The following is a 23,355-nucleotide window of genomic DNA, read 5'->3' as shown; positions in this document are numbered from 1 at the left end:
GTTGGCGCGCTGGCCAGTCTGGGATGAGCGCCGCAGGCAAGGGGTCCTCCGCCTTCGTCCACGGGCGCGTGAAGTACGCACGTGCGCCCGCGCCCACAGACACGAAGCGCCCATCCCGATCGTCGGGCCCGTCATCCCCGACTGAGGACGACGCCGCGGGGCCTACGACGGAGCCTGCGGACTCAGCACCGTTCGCACGAGCAGAATGGCGAGGTCGTCGGCGAGCTGGTCGCCGTGGAAGTCGTGGACCGCGTCGACGAGGCGGGTCGAGATCTCGGCCGCAGTACCCGCGGCGGCACATCGAAGGACGGCGGTGACGCGCTCGACCCCGAACATCTCGCGTTCCCGACGTGCCTCGACGAGGCCGTCGGTGAAGACGCACAGGAGGTCCGCAGGGCCCAGGTGGACGGTGGTGTCGTGGAGCTCGGGATCGTCGAACAACGCGAGCGCGGTCCCCAAGGCACCTACCTCCTCGGCCTCACCGGCGGCCCGGAGCACGATCGGAGGGTGGTGCCCGGCCAAGGTGAACACCACGGTGGCCCCCTCGTGCTCCGGGCGCACCTGCCCGTACACAAGCGTGCAGTGACGCTCGAGGCCGGCGTGGCCCAGCAGGCTGGTGTTCACCTTCCGCACCGTCTCGCTGGGCAAGGCGTCGGCGGCCGCCAGGGCACGAAGTGTGTACCTCGTGGCCGCACTCACCGTCGCCGCCTCCGCGCCCTTCCCGCTCACGTCGCCCAGCACGAAGCCCCACGTGTCCTGGCCCAGGTCGAACACGTCCAGGAAGTCACCACCCACCTCCCGACCGTCCCCCGCAGGCAGGTACTGGCTCGCGAGCTCGATGCCCCGGACGTCGGGAAGCGTCGGCGGCACCATGCTGGCCTGCAAGGCCGCCGCCACCCGCGACTGGTCCTCCAGGATGCGCTCGAGGCGCTGTCGGTCGTGGACCCGCTCGGTGATCTCGTGCAGCACCACCACGACACCCGCCGGACGGCCTGCCCCGTCGCTGAGCTGCTGGCGGGAGACGTCGAACGTCCGGCGGTGCACGGCTCCATCGAGACCGGGCAGGTCCAGCTCCACCGTCCCTTCGTCCGAGGCGTCGGTCGGCACGACGTCCTCCAGCCACCGGCCCAGCGACGCGGTGCGGCTCGTTCCGAGCAGCTCGATGGCTGCCGGGTTGTGGTCGACGATGCGCCCATAGGGGTCGGTGACGAAGACGGCGTCGGCCATCCTCTCGAGCACGGCGCTGCGGGCGAGGGGCCCGAGGTCGACCAGCCGCTCGTGGAAGAGCCCCCAGACCAGCACCGCCCCGGTGAGGGTGAACGCGAACGGGGTGAGGTCGATGGACGCGAACCACCCGACGTTGGTGTTGTACAGCGCGTTCACCGCCAGGGGGACGAGCGCGGCGACGACGAGCACCACGGCCATCCGACGGTAGGTGCGTGCCAGGCGCCCCGTGGTGACGACGAACAGCACGGTGGCGCCGACGAGGACGAGGTAGTTGTAGCCGAAGAACGTGTTGAACAACGGCCCCGCCTGGACCTCGGGGACCTCGCCGTCCGCGGCCGGGGGGTACGACCTCATCAGGTCGTGCGTCGCTGGGACCGCGAGCAGCAGCGTCGTGACCACTGGTACGACGGCGAGGGCGCACAGCAGCCGCCACGTCACCCACCGCTGCCGGCCGACGTACTGCAGCACGAACACCAGCCACGCCGGCGCGAGGATGACGATGCCGAGGTACTTGAGGTCACCCACCCTGCTCTTCAGCGCGATGTCGTCGACGCCCAGCTCGACCGCGTAGGCGAGCCCCCACCAGGCCCCCGCCAGGAGCAGGACGGCCAGGCTCCAGCCCATGCGCGCGTCCCGGCGCCAGGCGACGTACGCCGCCAGGCAGGCCAGAGCGATCCCCGCCGTCGCCATGACCGTCGCGAAGGACGTCAGCACCCCGAGTCCCATTCCGCCCCCTCAAGCGGCACAACTCCCGACCACCGCCCCCCACGAAACCGCGACGGGAGCAGCTGGCCGCGATCCGTTCATTGTCGTGACACGCCAACACCTACTGTCACGACCTCGTCCACCTCCCCAGTTTTGGGGTCATGTCCAGTACCGGACTCGACACCACAGCAGTCGCGCACGGGATCTCGGGGCGCTTGCGAGCCGACGGCCGCGATCACGCGGGTCCGTCGAGAGGCACGCTGGCGAACCGGCCTCAGGCGGACCTCTCGCTGGGTCTCGGCAGGCTGACACTGACCAAGAAGTCGCCGGTTCAACCATGGTTGTGCCAACGCGATGCCCGGGATAGACCTAGTCCTGCTCACGGGGTTCCCGACGATGCTCGCTCACGCAGCGAGCGCCGGCGGGCACCTCGTGAGACCAGCTCGCGACACGACCGAGCTCGCAACAACCTCGATCGCCACCCCCACCTACATCTTGGTTGCCTTCACGGCCTCAGCAACGTGACGACCGCACATGTCGATGAGCGGGCTCACTCACTGATGCCGCTCGGGGAAGGTCGCCCACACCGACTTGAACCCGCGATCGTCGGTGCTGAAGCCCCATGCGCTGCTGAGCGACTCCACGATCACCAGTCCACGGCCGTGGACGTCCATGCAGCCCGACGCGGATCGAACTGGGATCGCATCCGAGCCGTCCTGTACGCCGAGCAGGACTGTCCCGCCCGCCATCGACAGGGTTACGACGAACGGTGTCCGAGCATGATCCATGGCGTTGGTTGCAAGTTCGCTGGCGACCAGGCGGATGTCCTCCACGAGATGCGGGAGGCGGTGCGCCGCGAGGTGACGGCACACGAAGTCACGTGCCCGACCAGCGCTCACGGCCTCGCATTCAAGGACGACCTGGTGCGACCAGTCCGGCGGACTCGCCATGCCAGACCCTCCATCGCCTCACAGTCACGGGCCGGGCAAGGGCAGGCGCTACGCGCGAATGCGGGGCAGGACCTTCAATGTATGCCTTGCCAACGCGCGTGCACCATCACAGCGGCTGGCATCCATGGACCCGACGCCAGGAGCGACGAGTCACTTGCGCAGGTCTCCCGCGGAGGCTGCGACGAGAAGCAGACCCTGCAGCGCCGCGAGCTGTCGATCGCCCGCGTGGATGGCGTGCTCGGCCAGGTGCCGCGTCGACCTACTCGCGCCGGCGATCAGCTCGGCACGGGAGCTCAGTATGGAGGCGCGAGCATGAGCGGCCAGCCGGTCCACGAACAACTTGTCCAGCGCCTCCCCGTCGAGCCCGACGAGAGTCTCGGCGACCGGTGGACTGGTCCTCTCGGCCCTTCCCCAGTCGCGCAGCAGGGCCGAGATGGCGTCGAAGCGCTCGGTCTGGACCGACAAGGTTTCACGGGCCAGGGCTCGGACTTTCGGGCTCGAGCTGCGGGCCGCGTCCGCACAGATCGCCATGATCGGCTCCAGCGCCGCCACGGCGTACTCCAGGTAGCGGAGGTCGGTGGCGTTGCCCTCCGGCTTCGCGTGACCCTCCGGTCGTCCGGCCCAGATGATCACGGTGACCCCACTGCTCGTACCGGCAACGCCGAGCGGACGGTCTCGCTCTGGATGCCTGGGGACTGGACGGCGGGACGGATGTGCGGCTCGGCCGCGGACGGGAGCGCCACCAGCTCCTCGAGCGCCTGGATGACCTCCATGGGGGTCGGACCCGTCACACCCTCGATGACCGCCAGCAGCGCCGTGACGGAGTCGGCGACCGTGAAGTCCCGGCAGGCGTCCAGGCGTTCGTGCTCGAGGACCGGTCCCAAGCGGCGAGCGGTCACGATGCCCTGGGCCAGCGCCTCGGCGTCGTCGGCATCCACGAGCACCAGCGCGCCGCAGTCGGTCTCCGGCAACCCGCCATCGCGCGAGGCGACCACTCGGCAGCCGGCGTGCTGGGCCTCGATCGACAGTATCCCGAAGGTCTCGTGCCAGTACTGCGCGTTCGAAGGCATCACGACCACGTCGTGCTCGACGAGCAACGACGCCATGTCGGCGGGCGTGCGCCGGGCGGGAACGAGAGCGATGTCGGGGTGCGATCGCAGCAACCGTTCGATGATCGCGCCCTGCGGCTTGTCAGCGCCGGCCGACGTCACCGTGACGGAGACGGAGTCAGGATCGAACAAGTCGGTGTGCAGCGCCGAGAGCAGGGTGTAGATCCCCTTCTCGGGCGTGAGCCGCCCGGCGTACAGGACGCGGGTCACCTCGTCGTTCCTGTCCGCCCGAGGCCGGGTCGCGAACTCCGGTTCGGCGAACGGGTAGACCACATGGATCGTGTCGAGTCCTACGTCGAGGAAGTCCGCCCAGAGTGCGGCTGCGTAGCGGCTGGTCGCGATGAGCGTGCGGTCCCGTGTCCCGGCCACCACGGATGCTTGCGCCTGCTGTCGCAGCGGTGGGGGCACGTGGAGGACCTGGTAGGCGGGGTGCATGGTGGTCGTCGGAGGGGCCTCGCTGACGAACACGAGAGTGTCGTCCAGACTCCCCAGGGCGCCGAGGGCGGCGACCGAGTGGAAGGGGACGTCGTCGAACTCGTCACGGCCGTCGGCCGTCCCCAGTCCGATGGTGACCACGCGAGCCTCGATCCCGCGCCGGGTGAGTTCGCGCACCTGACCCACCGTGTAGTTCTCCGACCCACCCGTGCCGGCCGGCAGACGCTCTCCGGGTGACCAGACGAACGAGATCACTCGACACCTGACCTGCGTAGGTGATCCGCGTGCTCGAGGGGCCGTGCCGTGCTGAGCTGCGAGGTCATCTCGCTACCGCCTGGGATTGCTGCCTACGTCAGAGCCCGCACGCCTCGTGACCGTGGCACGGACCTGACACTGGCAGTCGACCTCCAACCTAGCGCGGTCCTCCCGACGCCGAGGACGGGTCTCACCGCCCGTGGTCCGAGATCCGGCTGGTCTCTGCGAGGACGGCGTCGCCACACAGTCCCCCCGCACTGCTGGGCCCTGCTCAGAAGCCGTGGCGGTGAAGGGCCACACGGATCACACACGTGTCCTGAGGTTTGTTCCTACCCGACGTGTCCGGGTAGCCGGCCGCCTCTGAGAGGATCCGCAGCAGGAGCATGGGTTGTCTGAGGGTTCATCGGATTGAAGTCCCCATGTCCCGGGCCTCTAGCTCAATTGGTAGAGCAGCGGACTTTTAATCCGTTGGTTCAGGGTTCGAGCCCCTGGAGGCCTACCAGTCGTACCGCTCCACCCGCAGGGTCGCTGTGCCCGTCGCCCGGGGGCCGGCGTAGACGAAGAAGGTCGCCTCGTCCCACAGGAATGTCGTCGACAGCCAGAAGTCGGCGGCGGTGCCCGGATGACCTCCGGTGGATCCCGCCGAGTCGCCGCGGGACCAGCCGACGTGGAACAACGTGTCGGCCGCGAAGGACGAGTCGGCGAACGACACGTCGACGCGGTCGCTCGTCACGGAGGGGCCGGCGTCGTAGGGGACGACGGTGACCTGGCCCGGCGTCGACACCGCGATGTCGACGTCGGTGGTCCAGAGCGTGTCGTCGTCACCCAGCGGCGTGGGGACCGGTGTCATCTCGGGGGCGACCACCGCTGTCACGACGCGGATCCTGCCGGTGTCGTCGCACGGGTTGACCGACATCACCAGGTCACCGGTGCGGTAGGTCCACAGCACGGGTGGGTACTGAGGGCTCACGACGTTCTGCGAGACCATCGTCCACAGAGGGCCTTCGTCCACGAAGCCGATGCGCCGGCCGCACAGCTCGCCGTCCGCGTCGAGCACCTCGACGGAGAAGACCTGCTCGGCCGTCGTGATGGGCACCCGAACGAGCGTGGACGCGTCGGGGACTCCGCCCAGGTCGTACGTCACCAGGGGTCCGTCGACGGTCGCCGTCAGGGTGCCGGGTGCGGAGGCGAAGTAGCGGGCACCTGTCGGGCCGAAGGGGTAGGACACCAGCTGGGTGTAGGTGCCGGCGACGGTCGGCGAGACCTTCGGCGACGTCGTGTAGGTGTCGATCGGCTCGCCGTCGGGACCGAAGAGCTCCTCGAGGAGGTGCGCCGGGCCGTCGTCGGACAACGTCACCGTCAGCCCGGCCGGGACCGTGGTCCGCACGACGGCCACCCGTCCGGGTTGCTCGAGCGAGATGCGGTCGGTCCGGTCGAGGGACACGTCGGCGACCCGCGCCGAGAGCACCACCTGACCGGGTCGGTCAACCACGTCGTGGGGCCCAGGCGTGAAGCGCAGGGTGTACGCACCGGTCTCGGGCAGCCGCCAGACGTGGCCCTCCCGCTGCAGCCGCCCCCAGCGGGGTACGACGTCGCCGGACGGCGCGATCAGCGTCGGGGTGCTGCGCGGGAGTGCGCCGGTCTCGGGCGGTCGCGCGTACTCCGAGACGACGGATCCGGCGTCGCCGTCGAAGGCCATCTCCACCAGCTGTCCGGGCAGCGAGCTGACCAGGTCTCGTGCCGGCTCGTCGACCTCGGCGGGGACCACCCGGGGCGTGGACAGGGTGATGCTGCCGGTCGCCTCCGACCACAGGTCCTCGCGCGTCAGCCGGATCGTGTGGTCGCCGGACCGGTCAGCGGTCCGGGTGACGGCGTCGCCACTGAGCAGCACCGGCTCCCCCGTCGGCGGCACCAGGGTGGCTGACGCCACCGGCGTGCCCACCCAGGTCCAGCGCTGACCGGCCTGCAGGTCGACGACGAGGTCGAGGACGCGCTGCCCGGGCTGGAAGGTCACGGACGTGGTCGCGTCGAGGGGGACGCTCCGCGGGCCGGGCGAGGCGAAGCCGAAGCTGTCGGACACCGCGCCGGCGCGCTCGCCCGCCGCCGGGACGACGTACCGGTAGGACAGCCCGAGCTCGATGCGGAACACGTCGGAGAACCGGCCGTCGGCCTCGACCCCGACGGGGGCACCTTCAGGCGTCCACCCGCCGTCCCGCTGCACCTCGCGCTGCACCTGGTCGTCGCTCGTCAGACCGGTGCTCGTGCCGACGACCTGGGCGAAGCCGGACGACGGGTAGTGGGTCGCGATCGCGGTGAGGGTGGGCGCGACATCCGGATCGGGGTCGGGCGTCGGGTCGGGCGTCGGACTCGGGTCCGGCGTGGGCTGGGGGGCCGGATCCGGGTCCGGCGCGGGAGGCGTCGGCAGGGCAGCGACTGTGACGTCGCTGGTGGCCGCCGCCTGCCGGGCACCGCCCGCGGGCGCCACCCAGCGCAGCTGCCACCCGGGCTCGCTGGTCACCGTGTCGGCCCAGGAGCCGTCGCCGGACACGAGCGCCGAACCCGCAGCCGCCCAGGCTCCGTCGACCGGCCGTCGCTGCCGCTCGAGGAGGACGCCGCCCAGCTCGGGCGCGGCACCCACCACCCGGGTGACCACGCCACCACCGGCAGCAGCGTCGTACGACACCGCGGTGAGCGTCAGCGCCGGGGTCCACGTCGCGCGGACGGTCACGAGCTGCGACCGCGCCCGGGACTGCCCCGTGCGGCGCGGGAGGAGGACCCGGAAGGTGCTGTCCCCGCGCGGCGGCACGGTGCGGAAGCCGTAGCCCCCGAACCGGTTCGTCCGGTCGACGCCGACCCGGCGCCATCCGCCAGCGGTCCTGATCTCCAGCCGCACCTGCGACCGCGGCGCGACGTGACGCACCATGCCCGTGAGCGCGACCGGCCTCCCGGCGTCGACGATCGACGGCCGCACCCTGATCCCCACCGACGGCGGGACGGCGTGCGTGCGCTCGGAGGACGACCCGCTCGGCCCGCTCGGCCCGGGCACCGGGGCGGCGTACGACGGCACGGCGACCGCAGCAGCCACCAGCGTGGTCACCCACCACGTCGCCAGTCGTCCCACCGCACACCCCCGAGTCGGGCGCACCAGACCGGGTCCCCGATCGTCGGGCCGGTGGGCGCTGGCTGATTCCAGCACGCGCGCGGGTCGTCGACAAGCCTCCCCAGAGGGGGGTCGAAGCGGGCCTCGCGCGCCCGTCAGCCCGAGATCACACCCGCGCCGACTGGGAGGGTTTGGCCCGGCTGGCGAGAATGGCTCCTCACGCCCGCCCCTGCACCACCGGAGTCACATGTCCGCGCCATCGCCTGCTGTCCTCGACGCAACGACCGGGATCCGGGACAGCGAGCGTCAGCCCTACGCGTTCCTGGTGGCCAACGCAGCGCTCATCGGTGCCGTCACGTTCGTCGCCAGCTGGATGCTGGACCGGCCGGTGGCCGACCCCGAGGGCAGCTTCCTGGGGCCGTCGTGGGTCCGCCTTCCGGTGCTGTGCCTGACGGCGATCGTCCTCGACGTGCTCCCGCGCGCGCTGTGGCAGGGACGGCTCGACCCGGCCCGCACGGTCGCGGCGGTGCGGCACCGCGTGCGCACGCACTGGACCCGCGCACGCCTGCAGCTGGTGGTCGTCGGGATCTCGTGCTTCTACGTGGTCTACGTCGCCTACCGCAACCTCAAGTCCCTGCTGCCGCTGGTGCGGGACATGAAGTACGACAGCGAGCTGCGCGTGCTGGACCGCCTCCTGCTCCTGGGGCACGACCCCGCGACCCTGACGCAGGACCTCTTCGGGACCGGCTTCTCGGCGCACGTGCTGTCCGCGGTCTACCTCGCCTACATCCCACTCGTCGCGATCCTGGTGACCGTCTGGCTGGTCTGGTCACGCAACATCGGCCACGGCTGGTGGTTCGTCACCGCGCAGGGGATCGCGTGGACGCTCGGCACGGTGTCCTACTACCTGCTGCCGACGCTGGGCCCGGGGATCATGTACCCCTGGCTGACCAGCGACCTCATCCCCAACGGCACGTCCGACCTGATGGACTCGCTCGTCTACTCGCGCCACGGGTTCCTCTGGGGCGAGGGCGACTACCAGGGCGTCGCCGGCTTCGCCAGCCTGCACACCGCGATCGCCCTGCTCTGGGCGCTCATGGCGCAGCACACGGTCCGCAGCCAGGTGATCCGCACCGTCTTCTGGGTCAACTTCGCGCTGACGGTCGTCGCGACGCTCTACTTCGGCTGGCACTACATCGCCGACGACCTGGCCGGCGCCGCCATCGCGATCGTCGCGTTCCGGCTCGCGGCCCGGGTCACCGGCAACCGCCTCCCGTCCCGGCGGCGCTCATCAGAGGTCACCGAGCACGGCCCTCGACCTGCGGTGGCGGACTGACGACCCATCTGGCCGTCAGCCGACGGGCGTACGACGTCAGGCGCCGCCGACGCGGTCGGCCGGAACGCCGCGAGCGCCGGAGTCGGTGAGCTCCGCCTCGCGGGCCGCTGCGGCCTCCAGCTCCTGGCGACGGGTCTCCTCCATCATCACGCGAGAGGCGTCGTAGATCCCCGGGTCGGAGACCAGGTCGGCCGCGCCACGACGCAGCCGCGCGAGCGCTGCGCGAGCGAAGACCTGCTGCTCGGTGGTGGTGCGCTCCGAGCGGTTGTTGCTGGCGAAGGTGATCGCCCAGCGCATCAGCGCGGAGACCTGGTTCTTGAAGCCGGTGAGGTAGACGAGGTGGACCCCGAGCCACATCAGCCAGGCGACGATGCCGGTGAGCCGGAGCTTGCCGACCATCGCGACGGCGTCGAACCGGCTGATGATCGCCATCGAGCCCTTGTCGAAGTACTTGAACGGCGGCTGGGGCTGCTTGCCCTCGATCCGGTTGCGGATCTCCTTGGAGGCGTACTTCGCACCCTGGATCGCCACCTGCGCCACACCCGGGAGGTTGTCGAGGGCGATCATGTCGCCGACGACGAACACCTCGGGGTGGCCGGGCAGCGTGAGGTCGGGGTTGACCGCGATGCGACCGGCGCGGTCGAGCGGGGCGCCGGTCTGCTCGGACAGGGTCTTGCCGAGCGGATTGGCCTGCACGCCCGCGGCCCAGATCTTCGCGACGGAGTTGATCCGCTCGGTGCGGCCGTCCTTGAACTTGACCTCGAGACCGCGTTCGTCGACCTCGGTCACCATCCCACCGAGCATCACCTCGACGCCGAGCTTCTCCAGCTCGCCCTTGGCCTTCTCGCCGAGCTTGGCGCCGAACGGCGGCAGCACCTGGCCGGCGGCGTCGATGAGGACCACGCGTGCAGTGCGGGTGTTGATGGCGCGGAAGTCCTTGCGGAGCGTGCGGTGCGCGAGCTCGGCGATCTGGCCGGCCATCTCCACACCGGTGGGGCCGGCGCCGACGACCACGAAGGTCAGGAGGTGGTCGACGTCGTCACCGCGCGTCGCGCCCAGCTCGGCCATCTCGAAGGCGCCGAAGATGCGGCCGCGCAGCTCGAGGGCGTCGTCGATGCTCTTCATGCCGGGCGCGAACTCGGCGAAGTGGTCGTTGCCGAAGTAGGACTGGCCGGCGCCCGCGGCGACCAGCAGCGAGTCGTACGACGTCACGGTGTCGCGGCCCAGCACCTGCGAGGTGACCGTCTTGGCGGTGAGGTCGATGTCGGTGACCTCGCCCAGGATCACCGTGGCGTTGTCCTGCGAGCTGAGAACCTCGCGGGTGGGCGGGGCGATCTCGCCCTCCGACAGGATGCCGGTCGCGACCTGGTAGAGCAGCGGCTGGAACAGGTGGTGCGTGGTCTTCGCGATGACGGTGACGTCGACGTCCGCGTGGCGGAGCGCCTTCGTGCCGAAGAGACCGCCGAAGCCGGACCCGATCACCACGACCTTGTGTCGGGGGGATTGCGTCGCGGGCGAGGTCATGGAAGCTCCTGGGGTCGAAGGTGCGTCGTGCCGTCCACTGCCACGTCCATTCTCCTCCTCGGCCGTGCGCCGCGCGAAACGCCGGGCGCGTCGCCTTGCTCACACCACTACCCACACTCGCGAAGAACTATGGTGACGTCGAGGTTTGAACCACCCGCTCCTGGGCAATCATGGCTCCACTGGACTGTCCACCCCCGGCCCTCACCCCCCGTTGAAAAGAGTCCCAGTGCCGCTGACCTCCGAGTTGACGCTGGCGTCCTCGCCGCGCGCTGCGGCCGACGCGCGTCGCTGGGTGGGCGACGTCTGCGAGCGCCTCGACCGGTCCGACCTCGTCGAGTGCGCCGAGCTGGGGGTCTCCGAGCTGGTGGCCAACGCGATCCTGCATGCGGCCGCCCCCTACAAGGTCCGCGTGCGGGGCACCGCCTCGCACCCGCGCATCGAGGTGGTCGACGGCTCGCCCCGGCCCCCGGTGCCGCCCATCCCGGTCGAGGGCGACGACCTCGACCTGCTGCTCACCTTCGGTCGCGGGTTGTCGATGGTCGCCCAGTGCGCCGTGGCCTGGGGCGCGACGATCGAGTCCGACGGCAAGATCGTCTGGTTCGAGCCGGCGCCCGAGATGACCGACGCCGGGTCGGTCGAGTGGGTCATCGACCACCACGACCGCACTGCGCCCGAGCCGACCAGCGAGGGCGCGGTCGACGTACGCCTGCTCCGCATCGACGTCCCGCTCTACACCTCGCTCAAGCAGCAGTACCACGAGCTGCGCCGCGAGCTGCGCCTGCTGTCGCTCTCGCACCAGTCCGACTACCCGCTCGCCGGGGACCTGACGTCGATGTTCGCCAACTTCGAGCGGCAGTTCCCCGACACCTTCCGCGAGCAGATCGCCGTGGCGGAGACGCGCGGGCTCCCCCGCGTGGACGTCGCGTTCCCGATGGTTCGCGAGGCCGGCCCCATCTTCGTGACCATGACCGAGATGTTCGACGTCGCCGACGCGTTCTGCCGGGCCGAGCGACTGCTGTCCATGGCCCGCACGCCGCGCCAGCGCGCGCTGCACAACTGGCTGCTCGCCGAGCTGGTCCACCAGCTCGACGGTGCGTCCGCCCGGCCGTGGGACGGCAGCCCGGGCTCGGCGTCCTCCACGAGCCGGGTCGGGTGACGCGCCGCCCCCTCCGGGCCGTCGACGTCCTGCTCGTCGCTGCCGGCGGTGCCGTCGGCGCGGTGCTGCGCCACCTCGTCGACGTCGCCGCTCCCGACACGTTGTTCCCCTGGCCCACGCTGGCCATCAACGTCGTCGGGGCGTTCGTCCTCGGGGCGCTGCCCATCCTGGCCGTCGTACGCCGATCGCCTCGGGTCGCGGCGACCCTCGGCCCGGGCCTCCTGGGTGGCTTCACGACGGTGTCGGCCTGGGCCGGGCAGACGCGCGACCTCGCCGCCGGTGGCCACGTCGTCGTCGCCGGCGCCTACCTCGCCCTCACCCTCGCCGCCGGGCTGTCCGCCGCCGCGCTCGGCCAGCACCTGTCCGGCCGCCCCGAGCCCGAGGAGGCCGTGGCATGAGCACCCCCCGACGTTCTTCTCCTCCGCTTCGCTCCCCCGAACGACGCCGCGGGGACCCCGCATGACGGTGCTCCTCGTCGCCCTCGGCGCCGCGGTGGGCGCTCCGCTGCGCTACGTCGTCGCGCGGCTCGACGGCTACGTCCCGCGCGGGATGCTCGCGGTCAACACCGTCGGGTCGGGTTTGTTCGGGCTGTTCGCCGCGCTGTCGCTCGGCGAGGCCGCGTGGGCGCTGCTGGCGACGGGCTTCTGCGGTGGCTTCACGTCGTTCTCGACCTTCGCCGTGCAGGCCGTCGAGCGTCCGGCGCGTGCGGCCGCGGGCTACGTCGTCGCCACGACCGTGCTCGCGGTGGCGGCCTGCGCCCTCGGCTACGCGGTCGGCGCCGGCCTGTCCTGACGGACCGCTAGCCCCAGCCGAGCTCGTGGAGGCGCCCGTCGTCGAGCCCGAAGTGGTGCGCGACCTCGTGGACGACGGTGATGCGCACCTCCTCCTCGAGGTCCTCGACGGTGTCGGCCATGTCGAGCAGCGGGCCACGGAAGAGCAGGATCCGGTCGGGCAGCATGCCAGCGTGGTTGGCCGGCCGCTCGGTGAGCGCCAGCCCGTCGTAGAGGCCGAGCAGGTCGGGGTCGTCCGCCGGCGCCTCCGGCTCGACGAGCACCACGACGTTGTCCACGAGCCGCGCGAGGTCGTCGGGGAGGCCGTCGAGGGCCCGCTCCACCATGGCGTCGAACGCGGCGGGGTCGAGGTCGATCGGCATGCCACCACCCTAGGAGCGGCGTCGAAACGGCCACCCGCGTCGTCGTACGGCGCCGAAATGACCGAAAGGGTGAGCCTGTGGCTCACCCTTTCGGTCATGCGTTGGCGACCCCGACGGGACTCGAACCCGCGGCCTCCGCCGTGACAGGGCGGCGCGCTAACCAACTGCGCTACGGGGCCAGGATGCTGCTGCTTCTCCGGTCGTGCTGGTGAAGCGGGTGGAACTCTAACCCATGCTCTTCGGTGACACCCAATCGGCGTCGAACCCCGGCCGGATCGCACCCCCAACCGGATTCGAACCGGCGCTACCGCCGTGAAAGGGCGGGGTCCTGGGCCGCTAGACGATGGGGGCCAGCTCGTCCGGGACGGACCCGATCGAGCAGCGCCCAGCATAGGGGCAGCGGCCTCCGGGCTCCCAACCATTGCCGATCCGTGGCCCGAACGACGCGGATCACTGCCCGACCCGCGGACAAGTTTTGGCAGACGCCACACGACTTGCCAAACGTTTGACTAATCTTGCCTCGTGAGCAACGAGCGGCAGCTGCGTTTCCTCGTGGTCGATGACAACGAGGACATTCGCGACGTCTTCTGCCGCCTGGTCGAGCGAGCCGGTCACGTCGCCTCCACGGCGTACGACGGCCAGGACGCAGTGGAGACCCTGGAGCGCGACCGCTTCGACGTCATGCTGCTCGACCTGACCATGCCTCGGATGACGGGCGTCGAGGTGGTGCGCTGGCTGCGCGACCGGCCCGACGTGGCGCCTGCGCTGCGCATCGTCGTCATCTCCGCCTGGGCCGGCGAGAACCGCGCGGTCCTCCAAGAACTCGGCATCACGACAGTCATGCAGAAGCCGCTTCGCATCCAGCAGCTGACCGACCTGATCGCCGAGACGCTGCGCGACCTGGAGTCCTGACCCCGACCCCTGTCATCACCACGGGAGACGAGCTCCGCGTAGTACCCCAGTACGCCGACCCCGGCGTGCACCGTCCACCCCACCCTGGAGAAACAACATGATGAACCGCATCCGCACCGCCATCGAGCGCAAGCGCATCGTCAGCGCGATGCCCTACGGCTGGCGTCCCGGCCCGCCGCGCAGCTGAAGCATCGGTGCTCGGGAGCAATCACGACACCGTGGTGAACATGGACAGCGTCGAGTTGGCCGGTGGCCAGCTCGGCGCTGTCCTCACTGCACCCCGAGGTGGGATGGCGCCCTTGGCCCCCGGGGGGCCCTGGCTCGCCACCACTCCCGCCTTGGTCAAGGAAGTCCTCACCGACCCGGAGCGATTCGACTTCCCCGGAGACGTCAGCCGAGGGAGCGACCTGTCCGGCAGTCGTGGCGAGACGCGGACGGGCCACACGCTCTACTCGCCGGTTCCTGCTGCTGCGGTGTCTCGAGGTTCCGACGTCTTCGGCTCCGAGTGGCGCACCGCTCTGGCCGAGCACGAGCACGTCCGAGCGGACGAGCCGTACGACGCGATGCAGCTGCTCCGCCGACCAGTCGCCCGCTCCACCACGTCGGCCGTACTGCCGCACCTGGACACAGCGACCCGCGACGCCGTCGGTGACCTCGTGCTGGACTGGATCGACGCGCTTGCCCCGGTCATCGCTTCGCACCGGCCGCCACGCCGCTGGACCCGCATCCGCCGTGCCGAGACCGCCGCACGGGTGGCCCTCGAGGACTTTCTGGCCTCGGTGCGCGGCCTCGAACAGACGCCCCAACAGGTCGCCACCATGTTGGCGGCAGGCATCCAGGTACCCATCGCAGCCGGGGCCTTCCTGCTCGCTTGGTCGGGCGCACATCGAGACGAGCCGGACGCCGATCCTGTTCACGTCGTGTGGGAGACCCTGCGCCTGACCTCTCCCTCCTGGATCACGGCGCGGGTCACCACACGCAGAGTGGAGATCGGCGGGGCCACGATCCCGGCCGGCCGGGTGGTGTTCGCCAGCCCGCTGCTCCTGGGTCGGTTCCCTGAGCTGGTCCCTGGCGACCCATCGGAGATCGCGTCATTCGATCCCACCCGCTGGCAGACGCACGAGCAGCGGCCGGGAGCGTGGCTACCCTTCGGGGCAGGCCCCCACATGTGCCCCGGGCGCAACCTGGGCATCGCTCAGCTCACGACCGTGGCACAGTGGGCATCAGCTTTTGAGATCAGTCTGAGCGAGCACGTCTCGATCGACCAGAGTCGTGGCATCGCACCGTCCCCGTGCCGCTTCACCGTCACCCCCCGGAGGAGTTCGTCGCCGTGATCGAGCACGCCTCGCTGCAGGCCGTCTCTTCACGCGAACCCGCCTCCCCGGAGGCCGTTGACCTGGCGATGACGATCCTTGCCGGCGAGATCAGCGTCGACGACGCCATCGCCCGCGCGGCAGACCACCTCCTGACCATCGACCGTGTCGAAGCCGTCGTGATCGCGCTGACCACGTTCCTGCCCACTGACCAAACGGGCTGGACCGTCCTCGGGGGCCGCGCCTGGTTGCGGGAGTGGGTGCGAGATGGTGCGCCCGGAAAGATCGTCCCGCCACCGGGGGCGGGGCCGGAGCAGGCCCTGAGCATGCCTTGGCTCTCCCAAGTCGGTCGCCGCGGCGTCGCCGTGCTCCCCGACCGCGAGCTGCTACCCCCCGAGGCGGCGCAGGACCGCACCGAGCTGGCAGCCGTGGGCGTGGCGGCTCTGGGCATGACCGCCTTCCTGGCCGACGGTCGCATGTTCGGCAGCGTCGCCATCACGAGCTCCGTCGCGGGCGCATGGCAGCAGGCCACGGTCCAGGACTTCCGGCTCCTGGCGTCCGCCATCAAGGTCCGGCTCACCCTCGAGCAGTCCCGCCGCTCGCTGGCCGAGGCCATCGAGGCGGGCGCAGAGGCACAGCTGGCCACCCAGCAGCTCTTCGGTGCGGTGGGGCACGAGCTGCGTACGCCACTGTCCGCAATCCTCGGCTACACCGAGGTCCTGCTCGACGACGCCGAGCACGGGTCCGCCGACGACGTCTCCTCCGGCATGAAGCGCGACGGACCGGTCATCGTGCGCTCCTGCGAGCGGCTGCTCACCATCGTCGACAGCCTCCTCGGGGCGGGCCGCGCCCTGTCGACCGACGACCAGCGCCAGGAGATCTCGTTGGCCGACGCGGTCGCCGACGTCATCCACTGGCACCGCACCCCCGCGCGCACGGCCGGCGTCGACATGCAGGCGGTGGTCGACCCGTCCCTCGCGGCGTGGGGCCACCCCTCCGCCGTGCGACAGGTCCTCGCCAACCTCCTGGGCAACGCGATCGCCCACCACCGCCCCACCGGCGGCTCCGTGCACCTCACCGCCGAGGCGCTCGTGGGCGAGAGCGCCAAGCCGATGGTGCGCATCGTCGTCCGCGACGACGGCCCGGGGCTCACGCCCGAGCAGCTCCAGCACGCCTTCGAGCCGTTCGTCCGCTTCGCCGCGCCGACCACCCAGGGCAGCGGGCTGGGCCTGTCGCTGTCCCGCACCATCGCCGAGCGCGAGGGCGGCGCGGTCCGTGGCGAGTCGACCCTGGGCACCGGTTCGTCGTTCTGGCTCGAGCTGCCCGCCTACGTCCCGCGGAGCGACTGAGCCGATTGCCGTCCGCCCGCGGGGCTCATGTATCCTCGTCCCCGCTTGGGCAGGTAGCTCAGTTGGTACGAGCGATCGCCTGAAAAGTGATAGGTCGGCGGTTCGACCCCGCCCCTGCCCACAAGCACAGAAGGGCCCCGGTCACGTCCCGACCGGGGCCCTTCTGCGTGTCCTCGCCCGGTCTGGTCCGGGCGGACGGATCGGCACCCGCGGCCTACCGTGGTGTGGTGCCGCAGGTCGAGGAAGGCACCTTCAGCAACGGAGTGCCCTACCTGAGGACCGGCCGCGGGCCGGTGCTCCTGGTGGCGGCCGGGCTCACGACCGAGCACGCCACGCCGAAGGGGACCGCCCGACGGGCGTCGCTCGCGTGGGCAGCGCCGTTCGCCGCCCACTTCACCGTCTACCTCGTCAACCGGCGCCCGGGCCTTTCCGCCGGGACCTCGATGTCCGACCTGGCCGCGGACTACGCGTCGGTCATCGAGGACGACCTCGGCGAGCCGGTCCTCCTCCACGGGACGTCGACGGGCGGGTCGGTCGCGCTCCAGCTCGCGGTGGACCGGCCCGCGCTCGTACGCCGTCTCGTGGTCGCCGCCGCCGCGTGCCGGCTCTCGCCCGTGGGGAGGTCGGTGATGGTGGAGGTGGCACGGCTGACCGAGGTGGGTGACACCCGTGCCGCGACCGCTGCCATGGTGGCCGCCGGCACGCCTCCCCGGCTGCGCCTCCTGACCCGTCCGGCCGGTTGGGTGATGGGGCAGTTCACCGCCAAGGACCAGAGCGACATGCTCGTCGTGATCGCCGCCGAGGACGTCTTCGACACCGAGCCGCACCTCGACCGGGTCACGGCGCCGACCCTGGTGCTGGGCGGGACGGCCGACGGCTTCTACTCCCGCGACCTCTTCGAACGGACGGCCGCAGGCATCCCCCGAGGACGGGCGGTCGTGTGGGAGGGCCGGTCGCACGTCGGCGTGGCGGGCGGACGGGTGCCGGCCGCGGTGGGACTGGGCTACCTGCTGGCCGAGTGAGGTCCGGCAGGATGGGCCGGTGCTCCCCCGCCTCGAGATCGTCCGCCGGCTGCGCCCGGTCGACCTGGTCGCACCCGGTTCCGTGCAGGTCGACACCGACCGGGCGGGCGAGGTCGCGATGCCGGCCGTGGCGCCGTACGTCGCAGCGACCACGGCCGGTCTCGACGGACCGGTGGCGCTGCACCTCGGCGAGCACCGCTTCGCGGCGTCCCTGACCGACGGATCGGTGTCCCTCGACGTCCCCGGCGCCGGGACGCTCCGGAGCCGTCGGTTCCACCGGGCCGAGGAGCCGACCGGCCTCGGCGTGAGCCTGACCGGCACCCACGTGACGGCCTGGAGCCGCGAGGCGGCGGGGTGGGTCGCCCGGGCCCGGCACGACCTGCGGGAGGTCGCGAGCGGCACCGGCCCGCAGGTCGACACCCGCGACGAGGACGCCCTGGCGGGGATGGGGGTCGAGCTCCCCGTCGGCGGCGGCACCGCCGGACGGTTCGGCCAGCTAGGACTGCGCGACACCCGCTTCGTCACCGGCGACGACGGCCGCCCGGTCCGGGACGACGGCGCGCTGTGGCTGACGGCGACGTCGGCGGGTCCCGGGTTCTTCGACACCGCCCACACCAGCGTGTGGCGCTTCGACCCCGAGGCCCTGGAGGTCACGCACTCCGCCGACCTGTTCTTCCGCAGGCCCGACCGGCCGGGGGTCTTCGGCGACCACGCCACCCACCTCGTCCGCGCTGACGGTGGCTGGCTGGTGGCGACCAGCACGTGGGGCGACTTCGAGGCGCCGACGACCCGGGCGGGGCGGCGTACGTCGGCGGGGTTGCGGGTCACCCTCGCCGAGTCCGACACCGACCTCCTGCGAGGCGCGCACGTCCTCGACACCCGCGAGCTCCCCCTGCCCGTCGACGGACTGGGCTCGATCGCCACGTGGGACCCCCACCTCGTCCGGCGCGACGGCGAGTGGCTCGTCGGCTTCGTCAGCGCGCGCCGGTTCTTCGACTTCCACCCGGCCGTCGCCGCCGGACCGACGCTCGACGACCTGCGGCTGCTGGGCGCGGCGAGCGACCGTACGTCGACCGAGGGCACGACGCTCGTCGAGGTCGACGGCCGGATGGCGGTGCTCGCCAGCGACGGACGCGACTCCCGACGCGGCCGGCGCGCTCGCTTCCCGGCGTACGACCTCACGATGACCGAGACGGGGACGCTGGACGCGCCCTACCCCACCAACCTGCCGTGGCCCACGGTCGCCGAGGTCGACGGCCGGTGGCTGATGGTCACCTTCAACGGCCGGGCCGCGGGCGGGAAGCTGCTCGGCTACGGCACCCACGGCGACCTCGTCGTGATGCGGTCGTCCTGATGCGGTCCGCGCGTTCTCGCCGGACTATTCTGGAGGTGACGGCGGTCACCACCCCTCGACCGCGCTGACCAGGTCCGCACACCCCGCGGCCGCACCCACCAGAAAAGGACCCATGAGCATGTCTGGAGTACCCAGTTCCGGCGTCGACGTCTTCGAGCTCGGCAGCGAGCACGAGCAGGTCGTCTTCTGCAACGATCGCGCGACCGGCCTGCGGGCCATCATCGCCATCCACTCCACTGCACTGGGCCCGGCCCTCGGCGGGACGCGGTTCTACCCCTACGCCAGCACCGACGACGCGATCGTCGACGTCCTCAACCTCTCGCGCGGGATGTCGTACAAGAACGCGCTCGCCGGCCTCGACCTGGGCGGCGGCAAGGCCGTCATCATCGGCGACCCGGCCGAGCTGAAGACCGAGGCCCTGCTGCGCGCCTACGGCCGCTTCGTGCAGTCGCTCGACGGGCGCTACTTCACCGCCTGCGACGTGGGCACCTTCAGCGAGGACATGGACCACATCGCGCGCGAGTGCGACTTCGTCACCGGCCGCACCGTCGCCCACGGGGGCGCGGGCGACAGCTCGGTGCTCACGGCGTTCGGCACCTTCCAGGGCATGCGCGCCGCTGCCGAGCAGGCGTGGGGCGAGCCCACCCTCGCCGGACGCACCGTCGGTGTCGCCGGCGTCGGCAAGGTCGGTCGCCACCTGGTCCGCCACCTGATCGAGGACGGCGCCAGCGTCGTCGTCACCGACGTCCACGCGCCGTCGGTCGAGGCGATCCGCGAGCAGTTCCCGCAGGTCACCGCGGTCGCCACCACCGAGGAGCTTGTCGCGAGCGAGATCGACGTCTACGCCCCGTGCGCCATGGGCGGCGCGATCAGCGACGAGGTGCTCGACGTGCTCAGCGCCACGATCATCTGCGGCGCGGCCAACAACCAGCTCGCGCACCCCGGCGTCGAGAAGACGATCGAGGAGCGCGGCGTCCTCTACGCACCCGACTACTGCGTGAACTCCGGCGGCGTCATCCAGGTCGCCGACGAGCTCGAGGGCTTCTCCTTCGAGCGCGCGCAGCAGCGCGCGACCGGCATCTTCGAGACGACCCGCAAGGTGTTCGAGCTCGCCAAGGCCGACGGGGTCACCACGGCCGAGGCCGCCGACCGGCTCGCCGAGCGTCGCATGCGCGAGGTCGGCCGCCTGCGCGGCATCCACCTCGGCTGACGCCGATCGGGCACTTCCTCGCGGACCAGCACGCCGACCGGGCGGTTCCTCGCGCAGCCAGCGCGAGGACCTGCCTGGTCACTGCGTTCCAGCGCGAGGAACTGCCCGGTCACCTGACCGTCCCAGGGCGCGGCCGTACGCCGCACCACCCGGTCGCCCGGATGGGGTGATCAGGTGCGATCAGTCAGTCTGCGCGACGACGCGGGTCGGCATAGTCCGACCACTCGTCGCCATCGGTATCGACCTCACTGGTGGGGTGAGTGTCTTCTCCGTGCAGCTCCTTCGCCAGCGCGCCGAAGTCCGTCTCGTGAGTCCGGTACTTCAGGTCGCGGGCAACCTTCGTCTGCTTTGCCTTCGCTCGGCCGCGCCCCATAGGGTCGACCCCCTCGCACACTTGGCCGGGGCTGTCGGAGAGCCTCCCGACGCGCCCGGTCTGATCGGTTACATATCGTGGGGACAACGCTACCTGAGCCGTGGGTGTTCCCGCACACCAAGACCGGGCATTTCGTGCTCGAAGTGCCGAATCTCATCACCAGCCGGGGTGCTGGCCCTCCAGGACGACCTTGCCGCCGTTCTCGGCGTCCGCCCGGGCCTCGCCCGCGACCCAGGCCCGGATGCCGTGGCCGGCAAGCACTGAGATGGCCGTGTCGACCGATTCCGGGGCGGTCAGCGACACCATGCCGACGCCGCAGTTGAGGGTCGCCTCGAGGTCGGCCTGGGCCACCCCGCCCACCCGGCGGACGACGTCGAAGACCGGCTGCGGGGTCCACGTCGAGCGGTCGATGCGCACCGACAGCTCCTCGGGGAGCACCCGCTCGAGGTTGGCGGCGAGACCGCCGCCGGTCACGTGGGACATGGCGTGCGTCTCGGTGCGGTCGGCGAGGTCGAGGCACGCCTTGGCGTAGATGCGGGTGGGCTCGAGCAGCTCCTCGCCCAGCGTGCGACCGAAGTCGTCGACCTGACGCTCGACGGTCCAGCCTGCCTTCTCGAGCAGGACGTGGCGGACGAGGGAGTAGCCGTTGGAGTGCAGGCCGCTGGCCTCCATGGCGATCACGACGTCGCCGGGACGGACGCGGCCGGGGCCGAGGAGCTTGCTGGCCTCCACGACACCGGTGGTGGCGCCCGCGACGTCGTAGTCGTCGGGGTCGAGCAGGCCGGGGTGCTCGGCGGTCTCGCCGCCGATGAGCGCGCAGCCGGCGACCACGCAGGCCTCGGCGATGCCCTTGACGATCGCCGCGATGCGCTCGGGCACCACCCGGCCGCAGGCGATGTAGTCGGTCATGAACAGCGGCTCGGCACCGCACACGACGAGGTCGTCGACGACCATGCCGACGAGGTCGAACCCGATGGTGTCGTGGACGTCCATCAGCTGCGCGATGGCGACCTTGGTGCCGACGCCGTCGGTCGAGGTCGCGAGGAGCGGGCGCTCGTAGCGGGTCAGCGCGGAGGCGTCGAAGAGCCCGGCGAAGCCACCGAGGCCGCCGATCATCTCGGGACGGCGGGCCTTCTCCACCCAGCCCTTCATCAGGTCGATCGCCCGGTCGGCCGCCTCGATCGAGACCCCGGCGGCGGCGTATGCCCCAGAAGTGGTGTCAGTGGGCTGGTCGGTCACACGGAGCTCCTCGGGTGGCGGCGCGCGGATCGGGGTGCGGGTCAGGGGTTGTTGAGGACCGGCAGGGCCCGCCCCATGGTGGGCGACTGGAGCGTCGCCTCGAGCAGGTGCTTGCCGAGCAGGCTCTCGTCGGGCAGCTCGATGGGGTACTCCCCGGTGAAGCACGCCTGGCAGAGGCGCTCGGCCGGCTGGTCGGTCGCCTCGATCATGCCCTCGAGCGAGATGTAGCCGAGCGTGTCGGCTCCGACGCTGGCGGCGATCTCCTCGGGGGTCAGGCCGTTGGCGATCAGCTCCGCTCGGGTGGCGAAGTCGATGCCGTAGAAGCACGGCCACTTGACCGGCGGGCTGGAGATCCGCACGTGCACCTCGAGGGCGCCCGCCTCGCGGAGCATCCGCACCTGCGCACGCTGGGTGTTGCCCCGCACGATCGAGTCGTCGACCACGACGATCCGCTTGCCGCGGATCATGTGCTCGAGGGCGTTGAGCTTGAGCCGGATGCCGAGCTGGCGCAGCGTCTGGCTGGGCTGGATGAACGTGCGGCCGACGTAGGCGTTCTTGACGAAGCCCTGCCCGAACGGGATGCCCGACTCGGCGGCGTACCCGGACGCCGCGGGTGTGCCGGACTCCGGCACGGGCATGACCAGGTCGGCATCGACCGGGAACTCGCGGGCCAGCCGGCGTCCCATCTCGACGCGCGCCTCGTGGACGTTGCGGCCGCTGATGGTGGCGTCGGGTCGCGCCAGGTAGACGTACTCGAAGACACAGCCCTTGCGGGCCGGCTCGGCGAACGTGTGGGAGCGCAGGCCGTTCTCGTCGATGACGATCATCTCACCGGGCTCGACCTCGCGGACCACGCTGGCGCCGATGGTGGCCAGCGCGGCGTCCTCGCTGGCGACGACCCAGCCGCGGTCGAGGCGGCCGAGCACGAGCGGTCGGATGCCCTGCGGGTCCCGGGCGGCGTAGAGGGTGTGCTCGTTCATCCAGACGAAGCAGTAGGCGCCGCGCAGCTGCGGGAGGACCTCCAGCGCGCGCTGCTCGAGCGAGGTGTCGGGGTGGTGGGCGAGCAGGGCGGTGACGAGGCTGGTGTCGTTGGTCGCGCCCTCGACGCCCTTGATCTCGAGCTCACCGGCGGGGCCGGGGAGGTCGGTGACCATCTCGCGCAGCTCGTGGGTGTTGATCAGGTTGCCGTTGTGGCCGAGCGCGATGGAGCCGTCCGCGGTGGGCCGGAAGGTCGGCTGGGCGTTGTGCCAGGTGCTGGCGCCCGTCGTGGAGTAGCGGGAGTGGCCGATCGCGAGATGGCCCTTGAGCGAGTCGAGGGTCGGCTCGTCGAAGACCTGCGAGACCAGGCCCATGTCCTTGTAGACCAGGATCTGCCGCCCGTTGCTGACCGCGATGCCCGCCGACTCCTGGCCGCGGTGCTGCAGGGCGTAGAGCCCGAAGTAGGTCAGCTTGGCGACGTCCTCACCGGGGGCCCAGACGCCGAAGACACCGCAGGCATCCTGCGGGCCCTGGTCGTGGGGGTCGATTGCCGTGGTCAGACGGCCGTCGCCGCCCTTCCGCTTGCTGATCGGCTGGGGCACGGCCCCGAGTCTACGGGCGAAAGCGCCCAGCGCCGCACCGACGCCGTACGCCG

At 71.3% G+C, this 23,355-nt stretch carries 20 protein-coding genes and 4 tRNA genes; 12 read left to right on the top strand and 12 right to left on the bottom strand.

All coding sequences use genetic code 11. The features are described 5' to 3' along the window. Positions 1-162: 162 nt before the first annotated feature. The 4 genes from JOD65_RS05615 to JOD65_RS05600 all read right to left on the bottom strand — a co-directional run bounded on the left by JOD65_RS05615 (position 163) and on the right by JOD65_RS05600 (position 4,603). Positions 163-1,953 (bottom strand): histidine kinase N-terminal 7TM domain-containing protein, encoded by a 1,791-nt coding sequence (locus JOD65_RS05615; RefSeq protein ID WP_191193361.1) that lies wholly within the window; start codon positions 1,951-1,953, stop codon positions 163-165. A gap of 533 nt (positions 1,954-2,486) precedes the next feature. Continuing rightward, entirely contained in the window at positions 2,487-2,882 is a 396-nt protein-coding gene (locus JOD65_RS05610) for an ATP-binding protein (protein WP_191193362.1), read from the bottom strand. A 150-nt stretch (positions 2,883-3,032) separates the two neighbouring features. Next, positions 3,033-3,515, bottom strand: coding sequence for a DUF305 domain-containing protein (locus tag JOD65_RS05605; RefSeq protein WP_191193363.1), 483 nt, complete (start codon positions 3,513-3,515; stop codon positions 3,033-3,035). Next, positions 3,512-4,603: a glycosyltransferase family 4 protein gene (locus JOD65_RS05600; protein WP_191193364.1), complete on the bottom strand. Its 1,092-nt coding sequence runs from the start codon at positions 4,601-4,603 to the stop codon at positions 3,512-3,514. The genes JOD65_RS05605 and JOD65_RS05600 overlap by 4 nt, the downstream gene beginning before the upstream one ends. Positions 4,604-5,107: 504 nt before the next feature. Between JOD65_RS05600 and JOD65_RS05595 the strand changes: the two genes are divergently transcribed. Beyond that, positions 5,108-5,183: transfer RNA gene (locus tag JOD65_RS05595), tRNA-Lys, on the top strand. On the opposite strand, the gene JOD65_RS05590 is transcribed toward JOD65_RS05595, so the two are convergent. Continuing rightward, a complete protein-coding gene (locus tag JOD65_RS05590; RefSeq protein ID WP_191193365.1) occupies positions 5,178-7,802 on the bottom strand; it encodes a hypothetical protein in 2,625 nt (874 codons plus the stop codon). The two genes, JOD65_RS05595 and JOD65_RS05590, sit on opposite strands and share 6 nt — an antisense overlap. Before the next feature lie 226 nt (positions 7,803-8,028). Between JOD65_RS05590 and JOD65_RS05585 the strand changes: the two genes are divergently transcribed. Next, entirely contained in the window at positions 8,029-9,117 is a 1,089-nt protein-coding gene (locus JOD65_RS05585; RefSeq protein WP_191193366.1) for a phosphatase PAP2 family protein, read from the top strand. A 36-nt stretch (positions 9,118-9,153) separates the two neighbouring features. Here the strand turns inward: JOD65_RS05585 and JOD65_RS05580 are convergent, their stop codons facing one another. After that, positions 9,154-10,641, bottom strand: a complete 1,488-nt coding sequence (locus tag JOD65_RS05580) for an NAD(P)/FAD-dependent oxidoreductase (RefSeq protein WP_191193367.1) — start codon at positions 10,639-10,641, stop codon at positions 9,154-9,156. A gap of 226 nt (positions 10,642-10,867) precedes the next feature. Between JOD65_RS05580 and JOD65_RS05575 the strand changes: the two genes are divergently transcribed. The 3 genes from JOD65_RS05575 (at position 10,868) to JOD65_RS05565 (ending at position 12,589) form a co-directional block, all read left to right on the top strand. Next, the gene (locus JOD65_RS05575) at positions 10,868-11,797 is read left to right on the top strand and encodes an ATP-binding protein (RefSeq protein ID WP_204810976.1); all 930 of its coding nucleotides are present in this window, start codon (positions 10,868-10,870) and stop codon (positions 11,795-11,797) included. Then, positions 11,794-12,195: a fluoride efflux transporter FluC gene (locus JOD65_RS05570; RefSeq protein ID WP_204810974.1), complete on the top strand. Its 402-nt coding sequence runs from the start codon at positions 11,794-11,796 to the stop codon at positions 12,193-12,195. The genes JOD65_RS05575 and JOD65_RS05570 overlap by 4 nt, the downstream gene beginning before the upstream one ends. A 61-nt stretch (positions 12,196-12,256) precedes the next feature. Continuing rightward, positions 12,257-12,589 (top strand): fluoride efflux transporter FluC, encoded by a 333-nt coding sequence (locus tag JOD65_RS05565; protein ID WP_191193368.1) that lies wholly within the window; start codon positions 12,257-12,259, stop codon positions 12,587-12,589. A 7-nt stretch (positions 12,590-12,596) separates the two neighbouring features. Here the strand turns inward: JOD65_RS05565 and JOD65_RS05560 are convergent, their stop codons facing one another. The 3 genes from JOD65_RS05560 to JOD65_RS05550 all read right to left on the bottom strand — a co-directional run bounded on the left by JOD65_RS05560 (position 12,597) and on the right by JOD65_RS05550 (position 13,301). Then, positions 12,597-12,950 carry a metallopeptidase family protein gene (locus JOD65_RS05560; RefSeq protein ID WP_191193369.1) on the bottom strand — a complete coding sequence of 118 codons (354 nt, stop codon included), beginning with the start codon at positions 12,948-12,950 and terminating at the stop codon, positions 12,597-12,599. 102 nt (positions 12,951-13,052) lie between these two features. Continuing rightward, positions 13,053-13,129 (bottom strand) — tRNA-Asp (locus JOD65_RS05555). A 99-nt stretch (positions 13,130-13,228) separates the two neighbouring features. Further along, positions 13,229-13,301, bottom strand: a tRNA-Glu gene (locus JOD65_RS05550). Positions 13,302-13,472: 171 nt separating this feature from the next. On the opposite strand from JOD65_RS05550, the gene JOD65_RS05545 reads away from it, so the two are divergent. From JOD65_RS05545 to JOD65_RS05515, 7 genes are all read left to right on the top strand, one after another. Next, positions 13,473-13,862, top strand: a complete 390-nt coding sequence (locus JOD65_RS05545) for a response regulator (RefSeq protein WP_191193370.1) — start codon at positions 13,473-13,475, stop codon at positions 13,860-13,862. A 563-nt stretch (positions 13,863-14,425) separates the two neighbouring features. Next, complete coding sequence (locus JOD65_RS05540) at positions 14,426-15,196, top strand: cytochrome P450 (RefSeq protein WP_204810966.1); 771 nt, start codon at positions 14,426-14,428, stop codon at positions 15,194-15,196. After that, complete coding sequence (locus tag JOD65_RS05535) at positions 15,193-16,524, top strand: sensor histidine kinase (RefSeq protein ID WP_191193372.1); 1,332 nt, start codon at positions 15,193-15,195, stop codon at positions 16,522-16,524. Before JOD65_RS05540 ends, JOD65_RS05535 begins: the two co-directional genes overlap by 4 nt. 47 nt (positions 16,525-16,571) lie before the next feature. Then, a tRNA-Phe gene (locus JOD65_RS05530) sits at positions 16,572-16,645 on the top strand. A gap of 106 nt (positions 16,646-16,751) precedes the next feature. Beyond that, positions 16,752-17,546: an alpha/beta fold hydrolase gene (locus tag JOD65_RS05525; protein WP_191193373.1), complete on the top strand. Its 795-nt coding sequence runs from the start codon at positions 16,752-16,754 to the stop codon at positions 17,544-17,546. Positions 17,547-17,565: 19 nt separating this feature from the next. Continuing rightward, positions 17,566-18,900, top strand: coding sequence for a hypothetical protein (locus JOD65_RS05520; protein ID WP_191193374.1), 1,335 nt, complete (start codon positions 17,566-17,568; stop codon positions 18,898-18,900). 112 nt (positions 18,901-19,012) lie between these two features. Next, positions 19,013-20,110 (top strand): Glu/Leu/Phe/Val family dehydrogenase, encoded by a 1,098-nt coding sequence (locus JOD65_RS05515; protein ID WP_224747121.1) that lies wholly within the window; start codon positions 19,013-19,015, stop codon positions 20,108-20,110. Positions 20,111-20,294: 184 nt separating this feature from the next. Here the strand turns inward: JOD65_RS05515 and JOD65_RS05510 are convergent, their stop codons facing one another. The 3 genes from JOD65_RS05510 to purF form a co-directional block, all read right to left on the bottom strand. Further along, positions 20,295-20,483, bottom strand: a complete 189-nt coding sequence (locus JOD65_RS05510; RefSeq protein WP_191193375.1) for a DUF3073 domain-containing protein — start codon at positions 20,481-20,483, stop codon at positions 20,295-20,297. 156 nt (positions 20,484-20,639) lie between these two features. Continuing rightward, a complete protein-coding gene (gene purM / locus JOD65_RS05505) occupies positions 20,640-21,722 on the bottom strand; it encodes a phosphoribosylformylglycinamidine cyclo-ligase (RefSeq protein WP_191193376.1) in 1,083 nt (360 codons plus the stop codon). A gap of 41 nt (positions 21,723-21,763) precedes the next feature. Beyond that, positions 21,764-23,302: an amidophosphoribosyltransferase gene (purF, locus tag JOD65_RS05500; RefSeq protein ID WP_307820955.1), complete on the bottom strand. Its 1,539-nt coding sequence runs from the start codon at positions 23,300-23,302 to the stop codon at positions 21,764-21,766. Positions 23,303-23,355: the final 53 nt, after the last annotated feature.

Source organism: Nocardioides cavernae (genome assembly GCF_016907475.1).
GTDB lineage: Bacteria > Actinomycetota > Actinomycetes > Propionibacteriales > Nocardioidaceae > Nocardioides > Nocardioides cavernae.
The sequence above is the reverse complement of the archived record's forward strand: the minus strand, read 5'-3'. Positions and strand labels throughout refer to the sequence as shown.

Coding starts and splice junctions, on each gene's coding strand:
- JOD65_RS05615 (WP_191193361.1), bottom strand. CDS start 1,953: ATGGGACTCGGGGTGCTGACGTCCTTCGCGACGGTCATGGCGACGGCG.
- JOD65_RS05610 (WP_191193362.1), bottom strand. CDS start 2,882: ATGGCGAGTCCGCCGGACTGGTCGCACCAGGTCGTCCTTGAATGCGAG.
- JOD65_RS05585 (WP_191193366.1), top strand. CDS start 8,029: ATGTCCGCGCCATCGCCTGCTGTCCTCGACGCAACGACCGGGATCCGG.
- JOD65_RS05580 (WP_191193367.1), bottom strand. CDS start 10,641: ATGACCTCGCCCGCGACGCAATCCCCCCGACACAAGGTCGTGGTGATC.
- JOD65_RS05565 (WP_191193368.1), top strand. CDS start 12,257: ATGACGGTGCTCCTCGTCGCCCTCGGCGCCGCGGTGGGCGCTCCGCTG.
- JOD65_RS05560 (WP_191193369.1), bottom strand. CDS start 12,950: ATGCCGATCGACCTCGACCCCGCCGCGTTCGACGCCATGGTGGAGCGG.
- JOD65_RS05540 (WP_204810966.1), top strand. CDS start 14,426: ATGCAGCTGCTCCGCCGACCAGTCGCCCGCTCCACCACGTCGGCCGTA.
- JOD65_RS05515 (WP_224747121.1), top strand. CDS start 19,013: ATGAGCATGTCTGGAGTACCCAGTTCCGGCGTCGACGTCTTCGAGCTC.
- JOD65_RS05510 (WP_191193375.1), bottom strand. CDS start 20,483: ATGGGGCGCGGCCGAGCGAAGGCAAAGCAGACGAAGGTTGCCCGCGAC.